At 50.4% G+C, this 24,150-nt stretch carries 22 protein-coding genes; all 22 read right to left on the bottom strand.

The genetic code is table 11. The features are described from left to right. Positions 1 to 16: 16 nt before the first annotated feature. The 22 genes from dpsA to skT53_RS01400 all read right to left on the bottom strand — a co-directional run bounded on the left by dpsA (position 17) and on the right by skT53_RS01400 (position 24,143). A complete protein-coding gene (gene dpsA, locus skT53_RS01505; protein ID WP_200759457.1) occupies positions 17 to 895 on the bottom strand; it encodes a dipicolinate synthase subunit DpsA in 879 nt (292 codons plus the stop codon). Positions 896 to 1,175: 280 nt separating this feature from the next. Continuing rightward, on the bottom strand, positions 1,176 to 1,433 hold the full coding sequence (locus skT53_RS01500; RefSeq protein ID WP_200759456.1) for a YlmC/YmxH family sporulation protein: 258 nt from the start codon (positions 1,431 to 1,433) through the stop codon (positions 1,176 to 1,178). 131 nt (positions 1,434 to 1,564) lie between these two features. After that, positions 1,565 to 2,029, bottom strand: a complete 465-nt coding sequence (gene dut, locus skT53_RS01495) for a dUTP diphosphatase (RefSeq protein WP_226375303.1) — start codon at positions 2,027 to 2,029, stop codon at positions 1,565 to 1,567. A gap of 38 nt (positions 2,030 to 2,067) precedes the next feature. Beyond that, positions 2,068 to 3,306 carry a M16 family metallopeptidase gene (locus tag skT53_RS01490; RefSeq protein ID WP_318978581.1) on the bottom strand — a complete coding sequence of 413 codons (1,239 nt, stop codon included), beginning with the start codon at positions 3,304 to 3,306 and terminating at the stop codon, positions 2,068 to 2,070. A 155-nt stretch (positions 3,307 to 3,461) separates the two neighbouring features. Then, positions 3,462 to 4,388 (bottom strand): polysaccharide deacetylase family protein, encoded by a 927-nt coding sequence (locus skT53_RS01485; protein ID WP_200759455.1) that lies wholly within the window; start codon positions 4,386 to 4,388, stop codon positions 3,462 to 3,464. Between the two features lie 389 nt (positions 4,389 to 4,777). Beyond that, entirely contained in the window at positions 4,778 to 7,048 is a 2,271-nt protein-coding gene (gene pnp / locus skT53_RS01480) for a polyribonucleotide nucleotidyltransferase (protein WP_404828922.1), read from the bottom strand. 138 nt (positions 7,049 to 7,186) lie between these two features. Beyond that, positions 7,187 to 7,456, bottom strand: a complete 270-nt coding sequence (gene rpsO / locus skT53_RS01475) for a 30S ribosomal protein S15 (protein WP_200759454.1) — start codon at positions 7,454 to 7,456, stop codon at positions 7,187 to 7,189. Positions 7,457 to 7,529: 73 nt separating this feature from the next. Further along, positions 7,530 to 7,751, bottom strand: a complete 222-nt coding sequence (locus tag skT53_RS01470; RefSeq protein WP_200759453.1) for a hypothetical protein — start codon at positions 7,749 to 7,751, stop codon at positions 7,530 to 7,532. 1 nt (position 7,752) lies between these two features. Further along, positions 7,753 to 7,989 (bottom strand): hypothetical protein, encoded by a 237-nt coding sequence (locus tag skT53_RS01465; protein WP_200759452.1) that lies wholly within the window; start codon positions 7,987 to 7,989, stop codon positions 7,753 to 7,755. 151 nt (positions 7,990 to 8,140) lie between these two features. Further along, a complete protein-coding gene (locus skT53_RS01460; RefSeq protein WP_200759451.1) occupies positions 8,141 to 9,091 on the bottom strand; it encodes a bifunctional riboflavin kinase/FAD synthetase in 951 nt (316 codons plus the stop codon). Positions 9,092 to 9,102: 11 nt separating this feature from the next. Further along, positions 9,103 to 10,017: a tRNA pseudouridine(55) synthase TruB gene (gene truB / locus skT53_RS01455; protein WP_200759450.1), complete on the bottom strand. Its 915-nt coding sequence runs from the start codon at positions 10,015 to 10,017 to the stop codon at positions 9,103 to 9,105. Further along, complete coding sequence (locus tag skT53_RS01450; protein WP_200759449.1) at positions 10,014 to 10,988, bottom strand: DHH family phosphoesterase; 975 nt, start codon at positions 10,986 to 10,988, stop codon at positions 10,014 to 10,016. The genes truB and skT53_RS01450 overlap by 4 nt, the downstream gene beginning before the upstream one ends. A gap of 2 nt (positions 10,989 to 10,990) precedes the next feature. Further along, positions 10,991 to 11,344 (bottom strand): 30S ribosome-binding factor RbfA, encoded by a 354-nt coding sequence (gene rbfA, locus skT53_RS01445; RefSeq protein ID WP_200759448.1) that lies wholly within the window; start codon positions 11,342 to 11,344, stop codon positions 10,991 to 10,993. An 83-nt stretch (positions 11,345 to 11,427) separates the two neighbouring features. Next, positions 11,428 to 13,827, bottom strand: coding sequence for a translation initiation factor IF-2 (gene infB, locus skT53_RS01440; RefSeq protein WP_226375302.1), 2,400 nt, complete (start codon positions 13,825 to 13,827; stop codon positions 11,428 to 11,430). After that, the gene (locus skT53_RS01435) at positions 13,820 to 14,146 is read right to left on the bottom strand and encodes a L7Ae/L30e/S12e/Gadd45 family ribosomal protein (protein WP_200759446.1); all 327 of its coding nucleotides are present in this window, start codon (positions 14,144 to 14,146) and stop codon (positions 13,820 to 13,822) included. Before skT53_RS01435 ends, infB begins: the two co-directional genes overlap by 8 nt. Further along, the gene (rnpM, locus tag skT53_RS01430; protein ID WP_200759445.1) at positions 14,139 to 14,417 is read right to left on the bottom strand and encodes an RNase P modulator RnpM; all 279 of its coding nucleotides are present in this window, start codon (positions 14,415 to 14,417) and stop codon (positions 14,139 to 14,141) included. The genes skT53_RS01435 and rnpM overlap by 8 nt, the downstream gene beginning before the upstream one ends. Positions 14,418 to 14,431: 14 nt before the next feature. Continuing rightward, positions 14,432 to 15,547: a transcription termination factor NusA gene (nusA, locus tag skT53_RS01425; protein ID WP_200759444.1), complete on the bottom strand. Its 1,116-nt coding sequence runs from the start codon at positions 15,545 to 15,547 to the stop codon at positions 14,432 to 14,434. A 30-nt stretch (positions 15,548 to 15,577) separates the two neighbouring features. Then, positions 15,578 to 16,051 (bottom strand): ribosome maturation factor RimP, encoded by a 474-nt coding sequence (gene rimP, locus skT53_RS01420; protein WP_200759443.1) that lies wholly within the window; start codon positions 16,049 to 16,051, stop codon positions 15,578 to 15,580. A gap of 136 nt (positions 16,052 to 16,187) precedes the next feature. Further along, positions 16,188 to 20,510 carry a PolC-type DNA polymerase III gene (locus skT53_RS01415; protein WP_200759442.1) on the bottom strand — a complete coding sequence of 1,441 codons (4,323 nt, stop codon included), beginning with the start codon at positions 20,508 to 20,510 and terminating at the stop codon, positions 16,188 to 16,190. An 18-nt stretch (positions 20,511 to 20,528) separates the two neighbouring features. Further along, on the bottom strand, positions 20,529 to 21,155 hold the full coding sequence (locus skT53_RS01410) for a glycosyltransferase family 2 protein (RefSeq protein ID WP_200759441.1): 627 nt from the start codon (positions 21,153 to 21,155) through the stop codon (positions 20,529 to 20,531). Between the two features lie 73 nt (positions 21,156 to 21,228). Continuing rightward, positions 21,229 to 22,941, bottom strand: coding sequence for a proline--tRNA ligase (locus skT53_RS01405; RefSeq protein WP_200759440.1), 1,713 nt, complete (start codon positions 22,939 to 22,941; stop codon positions 21,229 to 21,231). A gap of 50 nt (positions 22,942 to 22,991) precedes the next feature. Then, the gene (locus skT53_RS01400; RefSeq protein ID WP_200759439.1) at positions 22,992 to 24,143 is read right to left on the bottom strand and encodes a 1-deoxy-D-xylulose-5-phosphate reductoisomerase; all 1,152 of its coding nucleotides are present in this window, start codon (positions 24,141 to 24,143) and stop codon (positions 22,992 to 22,994) included. Positions 24,144 to 24,150: the final 7 nt, after the last annotated feature.

Below are 24,150 nucleotides of genomic sequence, written 5' to 3'. Positions count from 1 at the left end.
AAAGTTACCTCCAGGATTATGCGTGATCCAAAACAAGTCGGAAGATCGATTTGGCGAGAATCTGTCCAGCCGTTTTTGGCGCAACGATCCCTGGCAAACTTGGAGCAAGCAGCGCTTTTATCCCTCTTTTTTCCGCAAACCGAAAATCGGTTCCACCGGGACGTGAGGCAATGTCAATGATCACACAGCTTCTTTTCATACGGGACAATACTTCTGACGTAATAACCTGAGCCGGAATCGTATTAAATACGATGTCTGCCTCCTGTAACGCATGCGGGAGCTGCACTAAGGGAAAGGCGGTGCATCCCATTTCGAATATTCGGGCAAGGTCCGCTTCTTTACGGACCCCCACCATGACATTCGCGCCGATTCCTTTGCACATGCGGGCGATGGTTACACCACAACGGCCGAACCCCAATACGGCCGTATTGGAACCGTGTAATGTAATATCCGTATTTTCCATCGCCATCTTGATGGCTCCTTCGGCGGAAGGAATCGAGTTTAAAATGGCCACCTCGTCCAATTCCATTAACTTGACCAGATGCAATCCATGCCTGCGGCAAACATCGATCAATAATTTTTGAGCAATTCCGGTAAAAATTTTGCATTTCTTGGGCAGCGCAGAAAAGTGTTCATCTGTCAGCGTGATCGGTTGCTCCGAATATTGGGATTGAATCGTCCAATCATCGCTCATTCCCGTAAGCGGCAGGATGATGGCATCCAAATCGCTTATCACTTCTGTCGTTATCTGCGTTTTTAACGTATCCAGCATTTCCAAATGCAGATTGTCAAAACCGACCAGGTATACGGACGCGTCCAGATCCAGAGCCTGCTGAATCACCTCATTAATTCGCGCATCCCCGCCCAGAAACGCCATCTTGATACCTGTTAACATGATACGTACTCCTTTCACCTCATTGTACGCGAAACCATTCAAAATTCAAGGCAATTTTGATTTGTAAAAAAACGCACCTGACCTGCTCCAAGGCCTCGGATGATGCACGTGCTGCATTCTATGCGAATACCCAGTAGGCGGTTACAAAGAAAACTTGGCTTACGCCGAGCCTTTGGTGAAGGCGAAAGCCAAAGTTACACCCACCAAACTGACAAGCACTTTAGTGGGGTCCGGTTGCCCTTGTGCCGGTTCCCAGTACAAAATGAAGAGAGAGCGAGTTTTATTCGCCCTCTCCTCCGGTGTTTCCGAGATCCAGTAAAATCATGTCTGTGCCGACTGTTCGAATGGCATCCCAAGCGATTCGGCGGTCCGTTTCCCGTTTCCCTTTTCGTAAAATCCCCTGTTCCTGCGGCAGCCACATATCGCCGATTTTCCCGGTTTGTGGATCAATGGATAGATCTGCGCGGTTCAATTGTCCAATTTTTTCCCCTGTCTGCATGTCGACCAGAACTCGATCCATAAGCTCGCTTAAGAGCATGACGCAAATCCCCCTCATTTGGCTTTTGGTATGTTCTATGTTTGGACAGCACTAAAAAGTCCAATAAAAAAGGCTTCTACCGAAGCATATTCATTCAGAACCTGCGTCTAATAGAGGAAGCCTTTTTCGTATCAGCTTCCTGTAGAACCAAAACCGGAACTGCCGCGATCTGTTGGATTTAATTCCTCAACAATCTGCACATCAGCCTGTACAACAGGCATCAGTACCAGTTGGGCAATCCGTTCGCCCGGTTGAATGGTATAATCTGTATCTTCCTGGTTGACCAGTACACATTGGATTTCTCCCCTGTAATCGCTGTCGATTACCCCCACAGAGTTGGCCAGATTAATGCCGTGTTTGGTTGAAATTCCGCTGCGCGGAAAAACGAGCCCCACAAACTGCGGAGAAGGAAGTTCGATCGCAATTCCGGTCGGGATTTTTCGTCTCCCCTTTGCTGGAATTGTAACTGGCTCCTCAATGCATGCGGCCAAATCCATTCCTGCCGCCCCAGCAGTGGCGTAAAACGGAACTGGAACCGTTTCGCCGATGAGCGGAGACATTTTTTTGATGGAGAGAGTGATACGGTTTTCTGACATACGAACACCTCAAAATCGGGAACACCTTAGTCGATTGCTTACTCGGGCAGATTCAATTCGTTAAACGGGCCAATCGCCGCCATCGCCCAAGGCCCGCCGCAAATTTGCCCGGCAATTTGCTTGAGCCGATCAATAGATACCTCGTTGATCCGGTTGATTGTCTCATCCAGCGTAACCTGTTTATTCAGCAACAGTTCATTTTTGCCGACACGGTTCATTCGAGAGACTGTGCTTTCCAGGGAAAGCATCAGGGATCCTTTTACCTGTTCTTTCGCTTTGCGAAGTTCTTCCTCTGTCACACCTTTGTCCGCAACAGCCGCAAGGATTTGATAGGTGAGATCGACAACCTGTTGCGCCTGATCGGGAGACGTACCGGCATATACGCCAAATGTTCCGCCATCCCGGTAGGAGGCGTAGTAGCTGTATACGGAATACGCCATTCCCCGTTCTTCCCGGATTTCCTGAAACAATCGTGAACTGGAGCTGCCTCCCACAATATTGTTCAATAAAATTAACGGATATACTTCCGGAGCGTCAAACGCAAAGCCGGTTGTGGACAGGCAGATATGCGCCTGTTCGGTTGCTTTTTGTCGAACCTGCCGATTTGCATGAAACACGGGCGGCCGATGGTCGATTTGTTGACATTTTCCGGATAGACCCGAGAAAAACTGTTCCGCCGCCTGATGCACTTCATCAATTTGTACATTGCCAGCCACTGCCAACACCATGTTGTCCGGCGTGTAACGGGCTTTCACGTAGTTGACAATATCGTCTCTCGTAAAAGACAACAGATTGGCTTCCGGTCCGAGAATCGTGTATCCTAGTGTATGATCGGGATAAATCGTCGCTGCCATCAAATCATGCACCTGATCGTCTGGCGTGTCTTCATACATCTTGATTTCCTCAATGATTACCTTGCGTTCTTTTGCCAGTTCCTCCGAATCAAACTTCGAATTCAGCAACATATCCGCAATCGTTTCCAACGCGATGGAAAAATGTTCGTCCAATACTTTTGCGTAATAACAGGTGTATTCCTTGGATGTGAACGCATTTACATGACCGCCGATTCCGTCGAACAGTTCGGCGATTTGACGGGCGGAGCGTTTTTCCGTCCCCTTAAACATCATATGTTCGAGAAAATGAGAGATCCCATTCGTCGATTGGCTTTCGTCCCGTGAACCGGTGTGAATCCATACCCCGAGCGAGACGGAACGCACAGAAGGAATCTCTTCTACTACCAATCTCATTCCGTTTGTCAAAGTCCGTTTATAGAACAAACCTATCCTCCTCAGCGTGACTCGGCGCCTGCGGCGCGCCATAGTACGACTTTGTATCTTTGGTGCCAAGAGCCAACCGGTTACCCGGCTGCAGGTTCATGCCATCCTTGCCTCCACACAAATATAGCAGAGGAAAGGTACATCCTACAATATAATTATTCCGGCTGCCTTACAGGTGACAATAAGTCGCTGACTGTTACCAATCGAAATCCTTTCTGCTGCAAAGCGGGAATCATTGTTTTCAACGCCTCTGCTGTTGGAGCTGTCGGATGCATTAATACCATGGCCCCGTTCACCGCTTTCGGAACAATTCGGTTGATAATTTGCTGGGATGGCGGCCGCCGCCAATCGACTGTGTCCAAAGTCCAAAGCACGGTTGTCATACCACTTTGTTTGGCCAAACGTACCGTTTCGTCATTGTAGGAACCGCTCGGAGGAGCAAACCATTTGCTTGAAACAGCAAGCGTATTTTTAATCGCCGTTTGCGTTTTTTCAATCTGTTCAAGCTGCCTGGCAGCCGATAAACGTGCCATATCCGGATGCGAGAATGCATGATTGCCGATTTCGTGTCCGGCGGTTACAATCTGGCGAGCAACGTCCGGATTTTTTAAAAGCCAGGAACCGTCCAAGAAAAATGTGGCTTTTGCCGCATGACGTTTTAATTCCTCAAGGATGGCTGGTATGTATTCGGTGCCCCACGCCACGTTGATCATCAGAGCCATTTCTTTTTTAGCCGAGTTTCCTTGGTAAATGGGGAGAAGTGGCAAATCTTTGATGGTTATTTGCGGAGGAATCTGTTTGTATGCATAGGGAATCGGGTATCCGGAATTTTGCTGCAAGCGGTTCCACGTCTCTTCTACATCGATTTCGAGCCCATTCAGTTCCGGAATCACATTCGCTTTCCCCGCGCGGCTGATTTTTGCATTTACCGGTAAAAGTTTCTTTTGGGTTGCGATTTCTTTCAATTGATTATAAGTCAGTGCTTCTGCCGTTTGGAAAGCGTAAGCGGGCTCTTTTAGCGGTACCGAGGTGCATACAGCAGCAGCCAGGATCGTGGAAACGGTTAAGGAAAAAAGCTTCATGATGATGCTCCTTTGCAGTTTTCGTTAGTTTGCGCAAAAAAGAAGAAAAAAGTCGGCGGCCGTACAGGCGTTAGTAAGAAACATCCGCGTTCTCTCAACCTGCAAGACAGTCCTGCCTGCGTAAAAGCTAGCCGCGAAGGAGACAGGGTTGCCATCGAACGGCTCGCATGCATGGCTCTCGTACCGTTTAGATCGAAAACGGACCGTTTCGAAACAAGTGATTCACGGCGTATGTGATACCTCGTTCCGGGTCCGGTTTCGGTCACACGGCAAGAGAGCCTCTTATGCATGTGCCGTGCAGACGGCAACCCTGTCTCCCAAGCGCAAGGCTTTTCGGAAAGGAGGACTGTTTATACACAAAAAAAAGAGTCATCTCAGACTCTTTTCAATCAACTTTTTGGTTGTTCGGTAGGGGAGTTTTCCCGATCCCCGCGTGGTCGGTCCCGATCACTGCGCGGTGGATGATTGTCCCTGTCGCCACGCGGCGGGCGGTTGTCCCGATCACGGTTATCCCTTTCCCGACGGGGGGATGCAGGATCTTCTGGCGGTTCTCCACGCAATTGGCGCAATGCGGCGCGGCGGGACAAATTGATACGGCCTTGCGGATCGATCTCTGTCACTTTGACCGGAATCTCGTCTCCGACTTTGACTATATCTTCCGTTTTCTCGACCCGTTCTTCCGCCAGGTGGGAAATATGGACAAGTCCTTCTTTACCGGGCAGCACCTCTACAAATGCGCCGTATTTTTCGACGCGGGTTACGCGGCCATTGTAGATTTCACCGACTTCCACTTCTTTTACGATGCCCTCGATTATAAGACGTGCCTTTTCGCCTGCCTCAAAATCTGAGGTAGCAATAAACACGCGGCCATCCTGTTCAATGTCAATTTTAACGCCTGTTTCTTCGATGATTTTATTGATCACACGACCGCCAGGCCCAATCACTTCCCGGATTTTATCTGGATGAATCCGCATGGTGATAATACGCGGCGCGTATTTGGACAGTTCTGCACGAGGCTTGGAGATCGCTTCCATCATTTTGCCAAGAATGTGCATTCGTCCACGATGCGCCTGTTCCAATGCCTCTTTTAAAATCTGGCGATTCAACCCTTTGATTTTGATATCCATCTGCAAGGCCGTTACGCCTTTTTCCGTACCGGCAACTTTAAAGTCCATATCGCCCAGGTGGTCTTCCATGCCTTGGATATCGGTCAGTACCGCATATCCTTCCCCTTCTGCCACAAGGCCCATCGCCACACCGGCAACTGGCGCCTTGATCGGTACTCCAGCGTCCATCATCGCCAGACAAGAACCGCAGATGCTGGCTTGCGAAGTGGAGCCGTTCGATTCAAGCACCTCGGATACCAGACGAATCGTATACGGAAACTCTTCTTCAGACGGTATGATCGGTTCCAGCGCACGCTCACCCAACGCTCCGTGACCAATTTCCCGACGCCCCGGCGGCCGCAGCGGGCGCGCTTCCCCCACCGAGAAAGGAGGAAAATTGTAATGGTGCATGAACCGTTTCGTCTCTTCCAAATCCAACCCGTCCAAAATCTGGACATCGCCAAGCGCGCCGAGTGTACAAACGGAAAGCGCCTGCGTTTGCCCGCGCGTAAACAGACCGGAACCGTGCGCCCGCGGCAGTACACCCACTTCGCTCGTAATCGGCCGCACTTCGTCCAGGGCCCGTCCGTCCGGACGTATTTTTTCAAATATAATCGCTCTGCGAACTTCTTCCTTGACAATATTATAGAGCGTTTCTTCTATGTCTGCCTTCTGCTCCGCAAATTGTTCCGGGTTGAGAGCCTCAAAACGCTCCAGCGTAGCGTGGTTGACCGCATCAATCGCGTCTTGCCGGGCTTGCTTCTCTGGGATGCGAATCGCCGCCTTGAGTTTCTCAGTGGCAAATTCACGAACCTGCCGATCGATCGCTTCGTCAACAGTATGTAATACAACTTCCATTTTTGGTTTGCCGACTGCCTTTTGAATCTCTTCTTGAAAAGCAACCAGGCGTTTGATTTCTTCGTGGCCAAACATGATAGCTTCCAGCATGACGTCTTCCGGCACTTCCTTGGCGCCCGCTTCTACCATCACAATGGCATCTTTCGTACCTGCCACCGTCAGATGCATGTCACTTAACGGTTCCTGCGCCACTGACGGGTTTATTACAAACTGCCCGTCAATGCGCCCCACAATGACGCCCGCAATGGGACCGTCGAACGGAACATCAGAAATCATCAACGCCACTGAGGTCCCCAGCATAGCGGCAATCTCCGGTGCACAATCCTGGTCCACCGACATCACAATATCCACAATCTGCACATCATTCCGAAAACCTTCCGGAAATAGCGGGCGGATTGGGCGGTCGATCAATCGGCTCGCCAAAATCGCTTTTTCGCTCGGTCGACCTTCCCGTTTAATAAAGCCGCCCGGGATTTTGCCCACCGCATACAAACGTTCTTCATAATTGACTGTCAACGGAAAAAAGTCGAGATCTTTCGGTTCCTTGGAAGCCGTCACAGTAGCCAGAACGGCCGTTTCTCCATAACGAACCATAACGCCGGCATTTGCCTGTTTGGCAAATTTCCCCGTTTCAAAACTTAATTTCCGTCCGGCCAATTCGGTTTCAAACACACGATGTATGTCGCCTTCGATCATAATCGGCCAGTATCCTCCCTTCAACGCTGCACGAAAAATAAAAATATGTATCAACCTTATTATCTTCGGCATACGGTCAGTATTTCCTTCTTTCCCAAACAAAAAACAAGAAGCGGGTAAGTCCCCGCTTCCTGATGATTATTTGCGCAGGCCCAATTTTTCAACCACATTCCGGTACCGGTTGACATCCTTCTTGCGAAGATAGTTCAACAGGTTACGGCGGTGTCCGACCATTTTCAGAAGACCGCGGCGGGAATGGTGATCTTTCTTGTGTACGCGCAGATGATCGTTCAAATAGTTAATTTTGTTTGTCAAAATAGCAATTTGAACTTCCGGAGAACCGGTATCGCTTTCATGCACTTTAAATTGAGAGATCAATTCCTGTTTTTGTTCCATAGATAACGACATACTGCACACCTCCTTTTTCAAATTATCCCCACAGCCCAGATGTCGGCGAGGTACCCGAAATCCACGCTGAGGTTCATTTGCCGATGACAGTGATCACTAATCTGCCCTGAGCAATGTCCTTTGCCACGATATCAAAAGTGCGTCCGCTTTGTGACAAGAAACTGCGGAATCGGGTCGCTACCGGAACATGGCCGGGAATCTGGCTGGCAGCCCGGACAATGTCATCGACCCGGATCCCTCGTTGCCGTTCCTCATACAGCCTCTGTTTCGCATGCATGGTGACAATGATCTTCATATCAGGAAAAAGGTTCAGCGGAACCCTTCACGTGATAATCTGCATCGGTCTCGACAAACAGCGAAAATAGCGCATCCTGAAACGCCGCAAGGTAAGGGTCGGTGATCCCGCTTTTTCTGTACAGCCGAATCATTTCGCGATTTAACCGCTGAAATTCTTCGCTGATACAGATGCGGGCAACTTCCCTGCACAATTGAATCAGATTCGCATCACGTGAGTCAACGGATGGGTATTTCACGGCGCATTTCCCCTCACAGCCATGATGTGCTGCGGCATCAAGCCCGTTCATACCAGAATGAAGTATAGCATAGATTGGTCGACGAGTAAACCGACAGCACTCGGTTGTTTAAATTTATGCGTCCTGTCCGTTGTCCTATAACCGTTTCAGACTATGACTTCATACGCACCAATCGCCGTTTGGCCTCTTGAACATCGGACCGGATCTGTTGAACAAGTTCCTCAGCCGAAGAGAATTTTCTCTCTGAGCGGATAAAATCAAGAAACTCAATTTTAACGTTCTGGTTATACAAATCCCCGGACCAGTCAAGCAGATGCGCCTCCAGGCTGATTTTTTTCTCATCGTCCTGAAAAGTAGGTTTCATGCCGATATTCATGACCGCGTCATACACCTGATGGCTGTCGGTCAAATGAACCCGCACCAGATAAACGCCTGCACGGGGCAGCACAAATTTGTAGGAAGGCTCCACATTCGCAGTCGGAAACCCGAGCAATCGGCCTCTTGCTTCCCCGTGCACGACGGTCCCGGTTACTTCATAATACTTTCCGAGCAAATCAGCCGCCAACTTCACTTCCCCCAGCAGCAGCTTTTCCCGTATAAAAGATGACGAAACCTTTTCCCCGTAGAGGTTGACGGCAGACACCACATGCACCTGCCGGCCCGCCCGTTCCATCAAAGCTTTTAAACGTGTGACATCGGCGCTGCCGCCCTTGCCAAACCGGTAATCGAAACCGGCCACCACAACTTCCGCCTGAGAGCGCAGCAAATATTCGTCCACAAACGATTGGGCCGATACGCAGGAAAACTCTTTATTAAAATGAACCACATAACAGATGTCTACCTCTAATTCCTGAAAAATCTTCAGTTTCACAGGCAATGGGGTCAACTGTTGGTCGTAATTGGCTCCCGCTCCCAATACCTGACGGGGATGCGGGTCGAATGTCATCACGGCAAGTTTCAAGCCCCGGGCAAGTGCCAGCTGTCTTGCATCCTCAATAATCTGACGGTGCCCCTTATGGACGCCATCAAAATTTCCCAACGCCAGCACACTCGGTTCCAAAGGCCATTCGCTCGCGGTATGATCGATTCGTACTGTTTTCATCCCGGTGCCTCCTATTGCTTAAACACTTTCTCAGGCTTTATGTTGCATACATCCCGATTCGTCCGTTCGATCCGGTAGATGGCCACAAGCCTGTTGTCCTCGGTTTCCAGACAGATTCGATCACCCGTCTGCCAGCGTCGATTTTGCATAGGGATCGCCATCGGCCTGCCGTTACATACCCGGTTTAGCTGCTCCCCTGTAATCCGTACAATCGGAAAATGGGAGATCGCCGCCGTGGGAGAAAGCAGATATTTGTCGATCTCCCCTGCCTGGACCGCTTCTTCAATCGTTTCCAGCGTATGGGCCGATTCAATCCGAAACGGCCCGGACCGAATGCGGGTAAGCGCAGACATATGGGCGGGAACCCCTGCCATTTTGCCTATATCATGACAAAGCGTTCGTATGTAGGTCCCTTTTGAACATTCTACTTCAAAACATACTTTTGGATAGGGAAGATTTAGCGTAATACTTTCGATATGTATAGAATAAATGGTGACTTGACGGACTGGAAGATCGACCTGCTTTCCTTGCCGGGCCAGGTCATACGCACGTTTGCCATCCACTTTCACTGCGGAATAGGCGGGCGGGATTTGCTCGATTACCCCTTGGAAGCGATTGAACACAGAACGGATCTGTTCTTCCGTTAAAGACACCGAGTCCACCGATTCGATCACCTGACCGGATGCATCCTGTGTGTCGGTGGCAAATCCAAAGGTAAGCTCTCCCCGGTAGGCCTTGTCTTGATCCAGCATGTATTCGGCGATTCGGGTGGCATGTCCGATACAAATCGGCAAAACCCCGTCTACATCAGGATCCAGTGTGCCTGTATGGCCAATTTTTTTGATGCAAAGCAGCCGCCGCAAGCGACCCACCACCTGCTGTGACGTCATTCCTTTCGGCTTGTTGATGACCAGAATTCCGTTCATGTGGCCAGCCACTCACTTACTTTCGCAAGAACATCTGTCTGCGCCTGTTCAATGCTGGAATGCAGCGAACAGCCGGCCGCCCGGGCATGTCCTCCGCCCCCATAAAAAAGCGCAATTTGGCCAACGTCCACCCGATATTTGGAACGGAGACTGACTTTAACAGATCCGTCTTCTTTCTCCCGAAACAGGATCCCCACCTCGACCCCCTGAATGTTGCGTGCATAACTGACAAGACCCTCCACGTCCTCATCACGAGCTCCAAGGCGATCAAGCAGATCTCTTTTCACTGCTATCCAAGCCACCTGACCGGATGAGTCACGCTGCAAAGTCCCCAGCGCTTCACGAATCAACTGCGCCTGCGCCCAGGTCAGCGTCTCCAGAAGACGGTCCGCAATCTCGTACGGGGCGACCCCAATCTCCAGAAGATCTCCCACAATCCGATGTACGGCCACCGTCGTGTTGCTGTATCGGAATCCACCTGTATCGGTCATAATCCCGGTATATAGGCAAATGGCCATCGGCAAACCAACCGAAACACGCAAAAATCCGGCCAGGTCATAAACGATTTGCGAAGTAGCAGCCGCATCCAAATCGACCAAATTGGCCTTTCCAAACAAATCGTTCGTTTTATGATGGTCAATATTTAGAACTGCCGCATCCGGCAAAAGCAAATCGGCACAGGATCCCAACCGGCGAAAATCACCGCAGTCAAGTGCCACGACCGTTGAAAACTTTTCCGAGATGGATGAACAGATCTGGATCTTGTTGCTGCCCGGCAGAAATTGAAACTTTCCCGGCACCGGTTCTTCCGCTGCGATTACAACCTGTTTGCCCAACGCTTCCAGCAAATGGGCAAAGCCAAGTGTCGATCCGAATGCATCCCCATCCGGCTGCACATGCGTCACCAACAGAAAACGGTCATTTTGCCGGATAAAATCGGCTGCTTCCTGCAACATCCGATTTTTTTCCATTTTTATTCAGTCCTTTCGGAATTGATCTCCCGCAACGTTTCTTGAATCTTTGTACTATAATCAAGCGATGTGTCAATTTCGAAGGATATTTCCGGCGTCAGACGCAAGCGGATGCGCTGCCCCACTTCGTTGCGTATAAAGCCGCTCGCTTTTCTCAATGCTTTCAACGTCTCATCCTTTTGATCCTGGTTGCCTAGCACGGACACAAACACTTTCGCAATCTGTAAATCACCGCTTACTTCCACATCGGTGACCGTAACAAAACCGACGCGCGGATCCTTGACCTCTTGGCGAATAATTTCGGAGATTTCCTTTTTCAACTGCTCAGCCACACGACTGACGCGAATTTTCGCCATATCGATTCCCCCCATGATTTTAGAAAAGGCGAAACCCGGATTTGTCAGAAACAGACAAAACCGGGCAGGATGCCATCATTCGATTACACTTTTACAGCTTCCATAACGAATGCTTCAATGATATCTCCCTCTTTGATATCGTTAAAGTTTTCCAGTGTTATACCGCATTCATACCCGGATGCCACTTCACGCGCATCGTCCTTGAACCGCTTTAACGTATCCAATTTGCCTTCATAAATGACAATGCCGTCGCGAATTACGCGGACTTCCGAGTTGCGGGTAACTTTCCCCTCTGTCACATAGCAGCCGGCAATCGTGCCCACTTTCGACACTTTAAACGTCTGTCTGATTTCCGCTCGGCCTTGGATAACTTCTTTATATTCGGGATCCAGCATCCCTTTCATGGCCGCTTCCAGCTCTTCGATCACATTGTAAATCACGCGGTAGAGGCGAACGTCCACTTTTTCCGATTCAGCGACCCGCCCTGCATTCGGTTCCGGCCTTACATTAAATCCAATCACGATCGCATTGGAGGCGCTCGCCAACAGAATATCCGATTCGGTAATGGCGCCAACGCCTTTGTGAATGACTTTCACACGAACGCCCGCAATATCAATTTTTTCAAGTGAACCCGTCAATGCTTCGACCGAACCCTGCACGTCCGCTTTAATAATTACGTTCAGTTCTTTGACGTCACCTTCCTGAATCTGTTTGTAGAGATCCTCCAGTGTAACCCGGCTCTGAACGCCAAGCTGTTCCTGACGGTGTTTTGCGATCCGTTTTTCCGCCAAGCTTCTCGCCTTTCGTTCATCATCATACACAACAAACAAATCGCCGGCACTCGGCACGTCATTCAAACCAAGAATCTCGACCGGATAGGAAGGACCTGCCTCTTTCACACGACGGCCTTTATCATTCACCATTGCCCGCACGCGACCGAATGTCGTACCAGCAACCACAATGTCACCGACTCTCATGGTTCCGTTCTGAACCAGTACGGTGGCTACAGGTCCGCGTCCCTTGTCCAACTCCGCTTCAATCACAGTGCCGCGCGGTCTTGCTGTTGGATCCGCCTTCAGTTCCGCCATCTCCGCAACCAGCAAAATCATTTCCAGCAGTTGATCCAACCCTGTTCTTTGTTTTGCGGAAAGCGGCACAAAAATCGTATCGCCTCCCCACTCCTCCGAAATCAGCCCATATTCACTCAGTTCCTGACGTACACGGTCCGGATTTGCGTCCGGTTTATCCATTTTGTTGACCGCTACAATAATGGGAACGTTTGCCGCTTTCGCATGGTTGATCGCTTCCACCGTTTGCGGCATTACCCCATCGTCAGCCGCCACAACCAGGACGGTGATGTCTGTGACCTGTGCGCCACGGGCCCGCATCGTCGTGAACGCTTCATGACCTGGCGTATCCAGAAAAGTGATTTTCTTTCCGCTGACCTCCACTTGATACGCCCCAATATGCTGCGTAATCCCCCCCGCTTCCTGAGCGGTCACATTCGTCTCCCGAATCGCGTCCAGCAGGGTGGTCTTTCCGTGGTCGACATGTCCCATAATGGTTACAATCGGCGGCCGTTCCTGCAGTTTTGCCGGATCCGCCTCTTCAATCAGCATATCAAGCGCCTCTTCGTCGACCGGCTCTTTCACTACCACCTCAACGCCAAAATCTGACGCAACCAGTTCGATTGCATCTGTGTCAATCTCCTGGTTAATCGTGGCCATGATTCCAAGAAACAGCAGCTTTTTGATAATTTCGGACGGTTCCCGTTTGATCAATTTCGCCAATTCACCGACGGTAACGGCACCTTCAATCTCGATCTTCTTCGGTCCTTCCGGCTGTTTAGGCAGATTGGACTGTTGCTGGCGCGGTTGATTCCCTTTGCCGCCTTTTTGATTACGTTGGTTCTGGTTGTTAAATGGTCTCCGGTTGTCTTTCGTAGCCTGTGGATTTTGTTTTGGTTTCTTCACAATCTTGTCTCGGTTGACTGTCCGTTCGTCATCCAACACGTCTTCCACGATGGCACTGGCTTGTTGCGCATGCAGCGGTCTTTGACCAGCCTGTAATTGACCGGGACGATTCCCTTTCGGCTGACCACCGCCTGATGGACGATTGCCCTGTCCTTGTAACTGGCCCTGGACTTGTCCTTGTGGCCGATTTTGCGTCTGTTGGCCGCTCCCGTCTTTCGTCTGATTCTGGGGCGTCTGATTCGCAGATGTACGGTTCTCTGTATTACCCTGCGTACGTTCTTGAGCAGCAGGACGTTCGGCGGCGGGTTCCGCCGGTTGTTTCCACTGTTCATTCTGCGCGGCCCGACTTTTCAGGTCGGCCATAAAGTTCTCTACGGCTGACACCATTTCCGAATCCATGACGCTCATATGGTTGGCGACTTGTATGTTCAACCGATTCAATATCGTGATAATCTCTTTACTTGACATATTCATTTGTTTCGCATATTCGTAAACGCGCAACTTACTCACATCTTTCACCCCCGATTTGTTCCTTTGACAACTGCAGAATCCGATCTGCAAACCCATTGTGTGTCACAACCGCCACGACCCGTTCGATTTTCCCAAGCGATACGCCGAGTTCCGTTTTTGAAAACGACTCGATTAACGGAACACGATAAGTGGCACATTTGTCCCGGTACTTTTTCTGTGTATTATGTCCCGCATCGTTCGCCAAAAAAGTTACAAGCGCTTGGCCGGAGCGAACTTTCGCCAGGCAGGTTTCATCGCCCGTTGCAACAGCGCCCGCTCGCATCGCCATCCCCAACAATTGGAGAATCTGATTATTCATCCGACTTCACAAGAGACAATTCTCTTTCCAACTGCTCGTATATTTCATCCGATACGTTGATTTTGAGAGAACGGTCAAGCGATTTTTTCTTTTTGGCCATTTGGAAACAGGCTTCCGTTTTGCATATATAAGAACCTCGTCCGGATTTTTTGCCGGTTGGGTCAAGAAACACTTGGTTGTCGGGACTGTGCACGACCCGGATCAATTCTTTTTTCGGTTTCATTTCTTGGCATCCAACACATTTCCTGAGAGGAGTCTTTTTTTGCACCATGCAAATCCCCGCCTTTACTGTTCTGCACCTTCGAGATCAGCGTCTGATAATTCAGCAGGTTGTCCCTCTGCATGCACATCTGACTGATTAGCAGAGCCTCCCAGTTGGGACTCGCTTTTAATATCGATTTTACACCCGGTCAGTTTGGCGGCCAGTCTGGCGTTTTGCCCCTCCTTGCCAATTGCCAGGGACAGTTGATAATCGGGCACGACCACATGCGCCACTTTTTCATCTGCCGCTACATGCACGCTTACCACTTTTGCCGGAGACAGTGCGTTCGCCACAAATTCAGCCAAATCATCGCTCCAGCGAACAATGTCAATTTTTTCGCCTTTCAGTTCGGTCACGATGGTTTGCACTCTTGTACCGCGCGGACCGACACAAGCCCCGACCGGGTCAACGTCCGGATTTTTCGTGTGGACCGCGATTTTCGAACGTTGGCCCGCTTCCCGTGATACCGATTTAATTTCGACAACTCCATCGTAAATTTCCGGCACTTCCAATTCAAACAGCCGTTTCAAAAGCCCTGGATGCGTTCGCGAGATCATCACCTGCGGACCTTTGGTTGTTTTTTCGACTTTGGTAATATACGTTTTTACTCGGTCATTGTGTTTGAACTTTTCGCCCGGAATTACTTCCGTAAAGGGCAGCACCGCTTCGATCTTGCCCAGATCCACGTAATAATTCCGCCCATCCTGCCGCTGAACAAGACCTGTTACAATATCGTCTTCCCGATCGATAAATTCGGTGTAAATCAATCCGCGCTCGGCTTCCCGAATACGCTGCGTGACAACCTGTTTTGCCGTTTGTGCGGCAATCCGACCGAAATCTTTCGGCGTCACTTCGATTTCCACAATGTCACCGATCTGTATACCCGGATCAATCTCTTCTGCCGCATCCAACGAGATTTCCAGCCTTGTATCATCCGGTTCCTCAACCACTTGTTTGCGCGCATATACTTTTACCGTTCCGGTTTGTTTGTTGACGTCCACACGCACATTGGCCGCTGAATTGAAATTCCGTTTGTAGCCGGAAATCAAAGCAGCTTCAATCGCCTCAATCAATACATCTTTCTTGATTCCTTTTTCTTTTTCAAGCTGTTCTAACGCATCCATAAAATCCACATTCATGGAACTGCAGTCCCTCCTTTACAGCATCTTTCAAAACGTGACAGACAAACGGGCGTTGGCAATCTTGGCAACCGGAATCTGATACTGTTTACGGATCGTTTTCTGTAATTCATTGATCACGAGCCATTCATCATCGTAAGATACCAGTTCGCCAACGAACTCTTTTTTGCCTTCCACCGGTTCAAACGTTTTCAGATAGATCTGCTCACCAATCGACCTGACAAAATCGGACGGTTTCTTCAACGACCGTTCCGCGCCGGGAGAGGAGACTTCCAGAAAGTAGCTGTTTGGAATCGGGTCGACTTCATCCAGTTTGTTGGATAGTGCTTCACTTACCCGGCCGCAGTCTTCAATATCCACTCCGCCCGGCTTATCAATAAAGACCCGCAGGAACCAATTTGCCCCTTCTTTGGCGTACTCGACATCGACCAATTCAAGACCTTCCTGACTGATAATCGGCGTCACCAATTCTTCCACAATATCGACGACTCTGGCTTTAGACATCCTTTCCCTCCTGGGGAACGACCCCTTATAGAATATTGAAAGAGTGGGTTGCCCCACTCTTCATTAAACGGAAGTAAATTCTAAAATACCCAGATAATTATAACACGCAGTAAAGGAACCTGCAAGATTTCCTTGCCTAAAACAAACTCAACTGATTTGTCTCCGGCAGACCCTGCAGACAGCCAAACCCCTGCAGCAGTTCAATCACCGTTTTGGAAGCGCGGGAACGCTGCTGCAAATCTTCCACCGACAGAAACTCGCCCTGTTCTCTTGCCGCCACAATGCCTTTGGCAGCCGATTCACCAACACCTGCCAATGCGCCAAACGGCGGCAGCAAACCGTCTTCCAGCACCTGAAAGCGGGTGGCGTCCGATTTGTACAGATCAAGCGGATAGAATTTGAATCCTCTTGCCGTCATCTCAAGCGCCATTTCCAGCACTGTCAGCAACGATTTCTCCTTGGGAGAGGCTTGCATCCCTTTTGCCTCGATTTCCTCAATCTTTTTCCAGATGGCCTGATACCCCTGGCACATCAACTGCAGATCAAAATCATCCGCCCGCACCGAAAAATAGGTCGCGTAAAACTGCAAAGGCCGATACACTTTGAACCAGGCGATGCGGACAGCCATCAAAACGTAAGCGGACGCGTGCGCCTTCGGGAACATGTATTTGATCTGCTTACAGGACCAGATGTACCAATCAGGCACACCAAACGATTTCATGTATTCCTCGTCGTCCGGAGAAACTCCTTTCCCCTTCCGCACCGATTCCATGATCTTGAACGCACGCCCCGGCTCCAACCCTTGATAGATCAAGTACACCATGATGTCGTCACGGCAGCCGATCACATCCGCCAGTTTACAGATCCCTTTGCGTATCAATTCCTGTGCGTTATTCAGCCACACGTCCGTGCCGTGCGACAGACCGGAAATCTGCACCAATTCCGCAAATGTGCTGGGTTTTGTGTCTTCCAGCATCTGACGAACAAATTTTGTTCCGAATTCGGGAATTCCGTATGTTCCCGTATTGGATCGGATCTGTTCCGGTTTGACGCCGAGCGCCTCCGTGCTGCTAAACAGCGACATCACCAACGGATCGTCTGTCGGGATCGTTTTCGGATCAAGTTCGGTCAAATCCTGCAGCATACGGATGACGGTTGGATCGTCGTGACCCAGAATGTCCAGTTTCAACAGATTGTCATGGATGGAATGGAAGTCAAAATGCGTAGTCCGCCATTCGGAACTGTTGTCATCCGCCGGGAACTGAATCGGACAAAAATCGTATATGTCCATATAATCCGGCACTACGATAATACCGCCCGGATGCTGTCCGGTTGTCCGTTTGATGCCTGTACAGCCTTTCACCAGACGGGCCACTTCCGCATTTCGGTAGGTCTTCCCTCTCTCTTCCCCGTATTTTTTGACATATCCAAAAGCTGTCTTTTCCGCCACCGTCGCAATCGTACCGGCACGATACACATAGTCGACGCCGAACAGCTCCTGTGTATATTTATGGGCGCGCGGTTGGTATTCGCCAGAAAAGTTAAGGTCAATATCAGGCACTTTGTCGCCTTTGAAACCAAGAAATGTTTCAAACGGGATGTCCTGTCCGTCTTTTTTCAGTTTGTGACCGCATTTCGGACAGTCTTTGTTGGGCAAATCAAAACCGGAACCGACCGAACCGTCCGCAATAAACTCACTGTACTTGCATTGCGGACACAAATAATGGGGCGGCAGCGGATTGACTTCCGTAATGTCTGAAAAAGTCGCCACCAGCGAAGAACCGACCGAACCGCGTGAGCCGACCAAATAGCCGTCAGACAGCGATTTTTTCACCAAACGGGAAGAAATCAGGTAAATCACGGCAAATCCATTCGTGATAATCGAATTCAACTCTTTTTCCAGGCGCTTTTCGACAATTTCCGGCAACGGATCCCCGTACAGCCGTTTGGCTGTTTCGTAACACATTTTTTTCAACTCATCCTCGGCGCCTTCGATCACCGGTGTGTACAAACGATCGGGGATTGGGCTGACCTCTTCAATCCGGTCCGCGATCAGTCGCGAATTCTCAACCACCACTTGATGTGCCAACTCTTCTCCCAGATAGGAAAATGCGTCCAACATTTCATTTGTTGTCATAAAATAAAGCGGCGGCTGGTCACCGGCCATTGAATCGTTCAACGACTGGAGAAACACATCGCGGTATACTTCATCTTCCGGATTCAGAAAATGAACATCGCCTGTCGCGACAACCGGTTTGTCCAATTGACGACCGATTTCCACTATCTGTCTATGATACTCTTTTACAGAATCGAGCGACGAGACCGATTCGTTTTTGAGAAGCGGTTTATAATGTGAAAGCGGCTGAATTTCCAAATAATCGTAGAAGCCAGCTATATCAACCAAATCCTGTTGGCTTTTGCCTCGCAAAATGGCCTGCATCAGCTCCCCCTGCTGACAGGCGGTGCCAATCAGCAAGCCTTCCCGGTGCTTTGCCAACAGGCTTCTCGGAATACGCGGATAACGGTAAAAATATTTCACATGTGATTCGGACACCAGTTTGTAGAGGTTCTTCAAACCGGTCTTGTTTTGCACCAGAACCGTGGTGTGGATCGGACGCATCCGGGAATAATCGACCGTACCGTCGTTTTCATTCAGCTGCGACAGACGGGTCATTCCCCGTTGTTTCACATCTTTCAGCATGTGCTGGAACACTTTTGCGGTCGCCACTGTATCATCCAGTGCCCGGTGGTGATTCACCAACTCAACGCCGAATTTTTGCGTCAATGTTTTTAAGCGGTAGTTCTTTTCGCTTGGATAGAGCTTACGGGCCAGCGGCAACGTATCAAGCACCGGATTGGTCCAGGGCTGCATGCCGATTCGCGCCGCACATGCCGAAATAAATCCGAGGTCGAACTCCGCATTATGCGCGACCAATACCGCTTCGCCGACAAATTCACGGAATTTCGGCAGCGCTTCCGCCAGCTTCGGCTGCCCCTTCACCATCTCGTTGGTGATGCCGGTCAGTTCGGTGATCTTCGGCGTGATTTCCGTTTCCGGATCAATCAGCGTAGTCCACTCTTCGAGGATCTCCATTCCTTTCATTTTCACGGCTGCAATCTCGATTAATGTGTTTTCTGCCGCATTCAAACCGGTCGTTTCCGTATCGAATACGATATAGGACGTTTCCTCGTCAATCGCAAAATTGTTGCTGTCCGTCAACTGGTAAACGATCGGCACGCCGTCATCCACCAGATAGGCTTCCAACCCCAAAATACATTTAATTCCCGCCTTTTTGGCGGCGCTGTAAGCGTCAGGAAACGACTGCACCACACCATGATCCGTAATGGCAATCGCCGGATGACCCCATTTGGCGGCTTGCGACACAAGATCTTTGACAGCCGTCACGCCATCCAGCGTGCTCATCTGGGTGTGCAGGTGCAGTTCTACCCGTTTGACTTCCGCCGTATCCGTCCGCTTTGGCGGATCCACTTCAAACAGATCCTGCGCAATCAAAACCAGTTCCTTGGCAAATGTATCAAATTGAACAGAACCTCTGACCTGAAGCCATTTCCCTTCAGAAAGCTGTTTCAACATATCGGCCATTTTGTTGTCTTTGGCGAACAGTTTACAGAGGATCGAATCGGTAAAATCGGTGATATGAAATTGAAAAAGCGTCCGGCCGCTGGCCAGCTCTCTCGTTTCCAAATCGAAAATTTCCCCTTTGATGACCGCTTTTCGCATCTCATCGCCAATCATTCGAACTTCGATGACAGGATCTTCAATCGCACGACCGATCGCAATCCGCTCCGGAACTGCCGATTCCGCATCCGACTCCGTTTTCTCCTTCTCTTCTTCCGCCAAAATCGCCTGCCGCATCTGCTCGACCAGCGTCTGTTCGGCCTCCCGATTTTTTTGGCGGATGTGCTCCTCTTTTTCCTGCGCCTGCTCGTCCAACTGCAGCTTCACTTGAACAGCCAGTCCCAGTTCGTCGCGGAACCATTTTTCCAATGCGGAGGAAAATCCTTTCTTCTGCAGATGCTCCATTGTCAAACGATTTAAAATCGAGACCGATACAAGCCTGTCTTCCACAACCATTTCCGATTGGCGCAGTGTGGCGGAAGAAACCGGATCTTGGCCGCAAACCGATTCCACTGCAATCGGCCAGTAATCAGTCACCCACTGTGTCAAATTCTCCTCATCTGCCGGGTAACGGAAATGGATTTGAACATCTGCTGCGAGCGGAAAACTGCCTTGCAATGCCTGTTTGATTTGCTGATAGACAGCAGACGGAAGGCGGTGCAAACAGGCCAAATAAAGTTTGATTTGCCGCTTGGAACGGGATACAATCACTCTTTCAATCACAATTTGCTCGCTATACAGCATGATTTCCGCTTCATTCAGATTCAGCAGTCCGCGAAAATCGGCCAACCGTTTCCCGTTTGTCTCCACCAAATTCAAGACCAGTTCCTCCTTAAACTACTTCCCCATCACCCGAAAAATCTCCCAGTACATTTTCAAGCGGGCGGCAAATCCTTTCGTAAGCCCCAGCTTCTCTTCTTTCATAATCTGTGTCAGATCATGCAGGATCACTTCCGCTACCGGAAGTTTCATCCGTTTGGCATGAGCGGTCAACGCATAATCGACCCCATAGCGGGCGTTCGCCAAACCGGGCATAGTTTCCAACAATTCGCGCCGCAGCACGCGTTGTCCGGTAATTGACGGAGCCACTTTTTGCGCCCAATCGGTCCGTTTCCGACCAGCCGAAAAAATCCCCATCGACATTGCCGCTTCTCCCTGCAGCACAGGTGCCGCAAGCAATCTCAAATGATCAGGACGCAATCCGATCAAATCGGCATCCAACAAGGTGAGAAAAGGGGTCCCGCATGCCCGTAAACCGGCAGCAATGGCCCCTCCTTTTCCCTGATTCGTTTCCAAACGGATCACCCTCGCGCCGTATTGCAACGAGACATCCGACGTTTGGTCGGTGGAACCGTCATCCACCACCACCACTTCCTGAAAATCATCGCGCATGCCGATTACAACCTGCAGTACGCGGCCAATATTGGATGATTCATTATAGGCGGGTATAATCAAGGTATTCAACGTTGAAACCTCCACCAAAAGAAGTTCCCGGCTCCTCTCCCCGCTTGTCCAGCAAAACCGTTTACCTGACTTCTTATCGACCGATTGCCCGCACTTTTTCCATAATCCGAGCAACCGCTTCTTCCACGCTCAAATCGGATTTGTCCGCAGCATCCCGTTCTTTATATTCGACAACCCCGTCAGCCGCTCCTTTGCCGACTGTAATGCGAATCGGAATTCCGACCAGATCCGAATCCTTAAACTTCACACCTGGCCGTTCGTCACGGTCATCCATCAGCACTTCCACACCGGCGCTTTGCAATCGCTCATACAGTTGGTCAGCCAGCGCCATCTGCGTTTCGTCCTTAACCGAAACCGGAATCAGATGAACATGGAAAGGCGCAATCGCGAGCGGCCAGCGCATTCCGTGTTCATCACTGCTCTGTTCAATAATAGCCGACAGCACGCGCGAAACGCCAATCCCGTAACAGCCCATCACCATTAACTGTTCACTGCCTGTTTGATCCAGATAAACAGCGCCCAGTTTTTCACTGTATTTCGTTCCCAGCTTAAACACATGGCCGACCTCTATCCCGCGGTAAAACTGCAGCGTTCCGGCACAACGGGGACATTGATCTCCCTCGATCACATTGCGGAAATCGCCCGTGCGATCCAGTGTAAAATGAACGCCTGGCTGCACATTTCGCAGATGATGTTCTTTTTCATTCGCGCCAGTCACAACTGTTGGCATCGCCGCTACCGCCCTGTCGACCAGAATCGGAATCGAAAGCCCGACCGGTCCTGCATAGCCGACAGGAGCTCCCGTCACGCGTTCCGTCGTTTCTGTATCTGCCAATTCTACCTGTATGGCGTTCAAAAAGTTCTTGATCTTTATTTCGTTTGCTTCATGATCGCCGCGCACCACAACGGCAACCGGTTGACCATCCGCCAGGTAGATCAGCGTTTTGGCGAACTGTTTTGCATCAAGTCCGAGCGACGTGGTCAACTGATCAATCGTCCGAAGTCCCGGTGTATGAAATTTCTCATGCGCACCGGCCGCCACTTTCCGGTACTGCTCATTCCCTTCGCCCGCTTCCGCCTTTTCCAGGTTGGCCGCATAATCACAGTGTGAACAGACAGCAATCGTGTCTTCTCCTATGTCAGCAAGCGCCATAAATTCATGTGTACCGCCTTCGCCGCCAATCGCGCCTGCATCTGCTTCCACCGCCCGGAAATTCAATCCGCATCTTGTAAAAATCCGGTTATATGCCTCATACATCGCCCAGTATGATTTGTTCAGCCCTTCCCAATCGGCATCAAACGAGTAGGCGTCTTTCATCAAAAATTCCCGTCCCCGCAAAAGCCCGAAACGAGGCCGCCGCTCGTCGCGGAATTTCGTTTGGATCTGATACAGATTCATCGGCAGTTTGCGATACGACCGCACCTCGTTGCGCATCAATGTGGTGACCACTTCTTCGTGTGTCGGTCCTAACGCAAATTCCCGATCATGCCGGTCTCGCAAACGAATCAATTCGGGACCGTATACTTCATAACGGCCCGACTCCTGCCACAACTCCGCCGGCTGCATGGCAGGCATCAAAATTTCCTGGGCGCCCGCCCGATCCATCTCCTGCCGGACAATTTCCTCCACTTTCCGAAGCACCCGCCATCCCATCGGCAGGTACGTATAAATGCCGGCCGCCAACTGGCGAATAAACCCGGCCCGCACCATCAGACGATGGCTGACCGTTTCCGCTTCCGTCGGCGCTTCCCGCAATGTAGGCAGCAAATATGTAGACTGACGCATTTTCTTTCCTCCTGCTATTTTTAGAATCCCATTCCGCCTGATCTGGCCAGTTATCCAGCAATCTCTCGTTTCGCTGTTTCACGCGCCCATTGATCAAGCGCCAAAATTTCATCCAACGACGGATGGCTGACGGGTGCATGCTGTTCCAACACGGATACAAGTGTCCGTTCGATATCCAAAAAGCCAATTTTCCCATCCAAAAACAGACTCACTGCCATCTCGTTCGCCGCATTCAAAACGGCGGGCACGCTGCCTCCCGCTTTGCCCGCCTGAAAGGCCAAACCCAAAATAGGGAAACGGGTCAGGTCCGGCTTATTGAACGTTAGCGTCCCGACAGACAATAAATCCAGCCGAGGCCAGTTCGCTTCGAGCCGTTCCGGGTATGCCAACGCATATTGAATGGGAATTCGCATATCGGGCGTCCCCAATTGCGCCAATACCGACCGGTCCTGAAACTCGACCAGCGAATGCACAATGCTTTGCGGATGAATTAACACTTCAATTTGCTCGTATGGCAGATCAAACAACCAGTGCGCTTCAATCACTTCCAGCCCTTTGTTCATCAAAGTGGCTGAATCGATCGTAATTTTCGCCCCCATAGACCAGTTGGGGTGCGCCAACGCATCGGCCAGACTGGCCTGCTGCATTTCATCCCTGGTTTTATCACGGAATGCGCCGCCACTTGCTGTCAAAAGAATACGCGCCACCTGCTTGCACGACTCGCCGTGTATACATTGAAAAATCGCCGAATGCTCGCTGTCGACCGGCAGAATTCGAACCCCTTTGCGCCGGGCCAAATCGGTGATCAAGTGACCAGCCGCCACCAATGTTTCCTTGTTTGCCAGAGCGATTTCTTTGCCCGCGAGGACCGCCGCCATCGTCGGGCGCAAACCGAGGGTGCCCACAACCGCTGTGACAACCAGTTCCGCATCAGCAGCAGAAGCCACCTGCTGCAGTCCGCTTTCTCCATATTCCACCTGCAGCGCATGTCCGAATCTCGCTTGCACTTCCTTTGCCAATTCCGCCGTTGCAACCGAAACCAGGGACGGACGAAATTTTTCAATCTGCTTCGACAGAACCTCGATTTGTGAACCGGCGGCCAGCGCCGTTACCTGAAACTGTTCCGGGTGGGCCGCCACAACATCCAACGTCTGTTTCCCAATAGAGCCGGTAGATCCTAATATAGAAAGCTTCTTGGCCATTCTTTCA

The organism is Effusibacillus dendaii (genome assembly GCF_015097055.1).
In the GTDB taxonomy this organism is placed as follows: domain Bacteria; phylum Bacillota; class Bacilli; order Tumebacillales; family Effusibacillaceae; genus Effusibacillus; species Effusibacillus dendaii.
This window is presented reverse-complemented; position numbering and strand designations above follow the sequence as displayed.

Excerpts from the sequence above, each read along its gene's own strand:
- dpsA (WP_200759457.1), bottom strand. The coding sequence starts at position 895 with ATGTTAACAGGTATCAAGATGGCGTTTCTGGGCGGGGATGCGCGAATT.
- skT53_RS01500 (WP_200759456.1), bottom strand. The coding sequence starts at position 1,433 with ATGCTCTTAAGCGAGCTTATGGATCGAGTTCTGGTCGACATGCAGACA.
- dut (WP_226375303.1), bottom strand. The coding sequence starts at position 2,029 with ATGTCAGAAAACCGTATCACTCTCTCCATCAAAAAAATGTCTCCGCTC.
- skT53_RS01485 (WP_200759455.1), bottom strand. The coding sequence starts at position 4,388 with ATGAAGCTTTTTTCCTTAACCGTTTCCACGATCCTGGCTGCTGCTGTA.
- pnp (WP_404828922.1), bottom strand. The coding sequence starts at position 7,048 with ATGATCGAAGGCGACATACATCGTGTGTTTGAAACCGAATTGGCCGGA.
- rpsO (WP_200759454.1), bottom strand. The coding sequence starts at position 7,456 with ATGTCGTTATCTATGGAACAAAAACAGGAATTGATCTCTCAATTTAAA.
- skT53_RS01470 (WP_200759453.1), bottom strand. The coding sequence starts at position 7,751 with ATGAAGATCATTGTCACCATGCATGCGAAACAGAGGCTGTATGAGGAA.
- skT53_RS01460 (WP_200759451.1), bottom strand. The coding sequence starts at position 9,091 with ATGAAAACAGTACGAATCGATCATACCGCGAGCGAATGGCCTTTGGAA.
- truB (WP_200759450.1), bottom strand. The coding sequence starts at position 10,017 with ATGAACGGAATTCTGGTCATCAACAAGCCGAAAGGAATGACGTCACAG.
- skT53_RS01450 (WP_200759449.1), bottom strand. The coding sequence starts at position 10,988 with ATGGAAAAAAATCGGATGTTGCAGGAAGCAGCCGATTTTATCCGGCAA.
- rbfA (WP_200759448.1), bottom strand. The coding sequence starts at position 11,344 with ATGGCGAAAATTCGCGTCAGTCGTGTGGCTGAGCAGTTGAAAAAGGAA.
- skT53_RS01435 (WP_200759446.1), bottom strand. The coding sequence starts at position 14,146 with ATGAATAATCAGATTCTCCAATTGTTGGGGATGGCGATGCGAGCGGGC.
- rnpM (WP_200759445.1), bottom strand. The coding sequence starts at position 14,417 with ATGGTGCAAAAAAAGACTCCTCTCAGGAAATGTGTTGGATGCCAAGAA.
- nusA (WP_200759444.1), bottom strand. The coding sequence starts at position 15,547 with ATGAATGTGGATTTTATGGATGCGTTAGAACAGCTTGAAAAAGAAAAA.
- rimP (WP_200759443.1), bottom strand. The coding sequence starts at position 16,051 with ATGTCTAAAGCCAGAGTCGTCGATATTGTGGAAGAATTGGTGACGCCG.
- skT53_RS01405 (WP_200759440.1), bottom strand. The coding sequence starts at position 22,941 with ATGCGTCAGTCTACATATTTGCTGCCTACATTGCGGGAAGCGCCGACG.
- skT53_RS01400 (WP_200759439.1), bottom strand. The coding sequence starts at position 24,143 with ATGGCCAAGAAGCTTTCTATATTAGGATCTACCGGCTCTATTGGGAAA.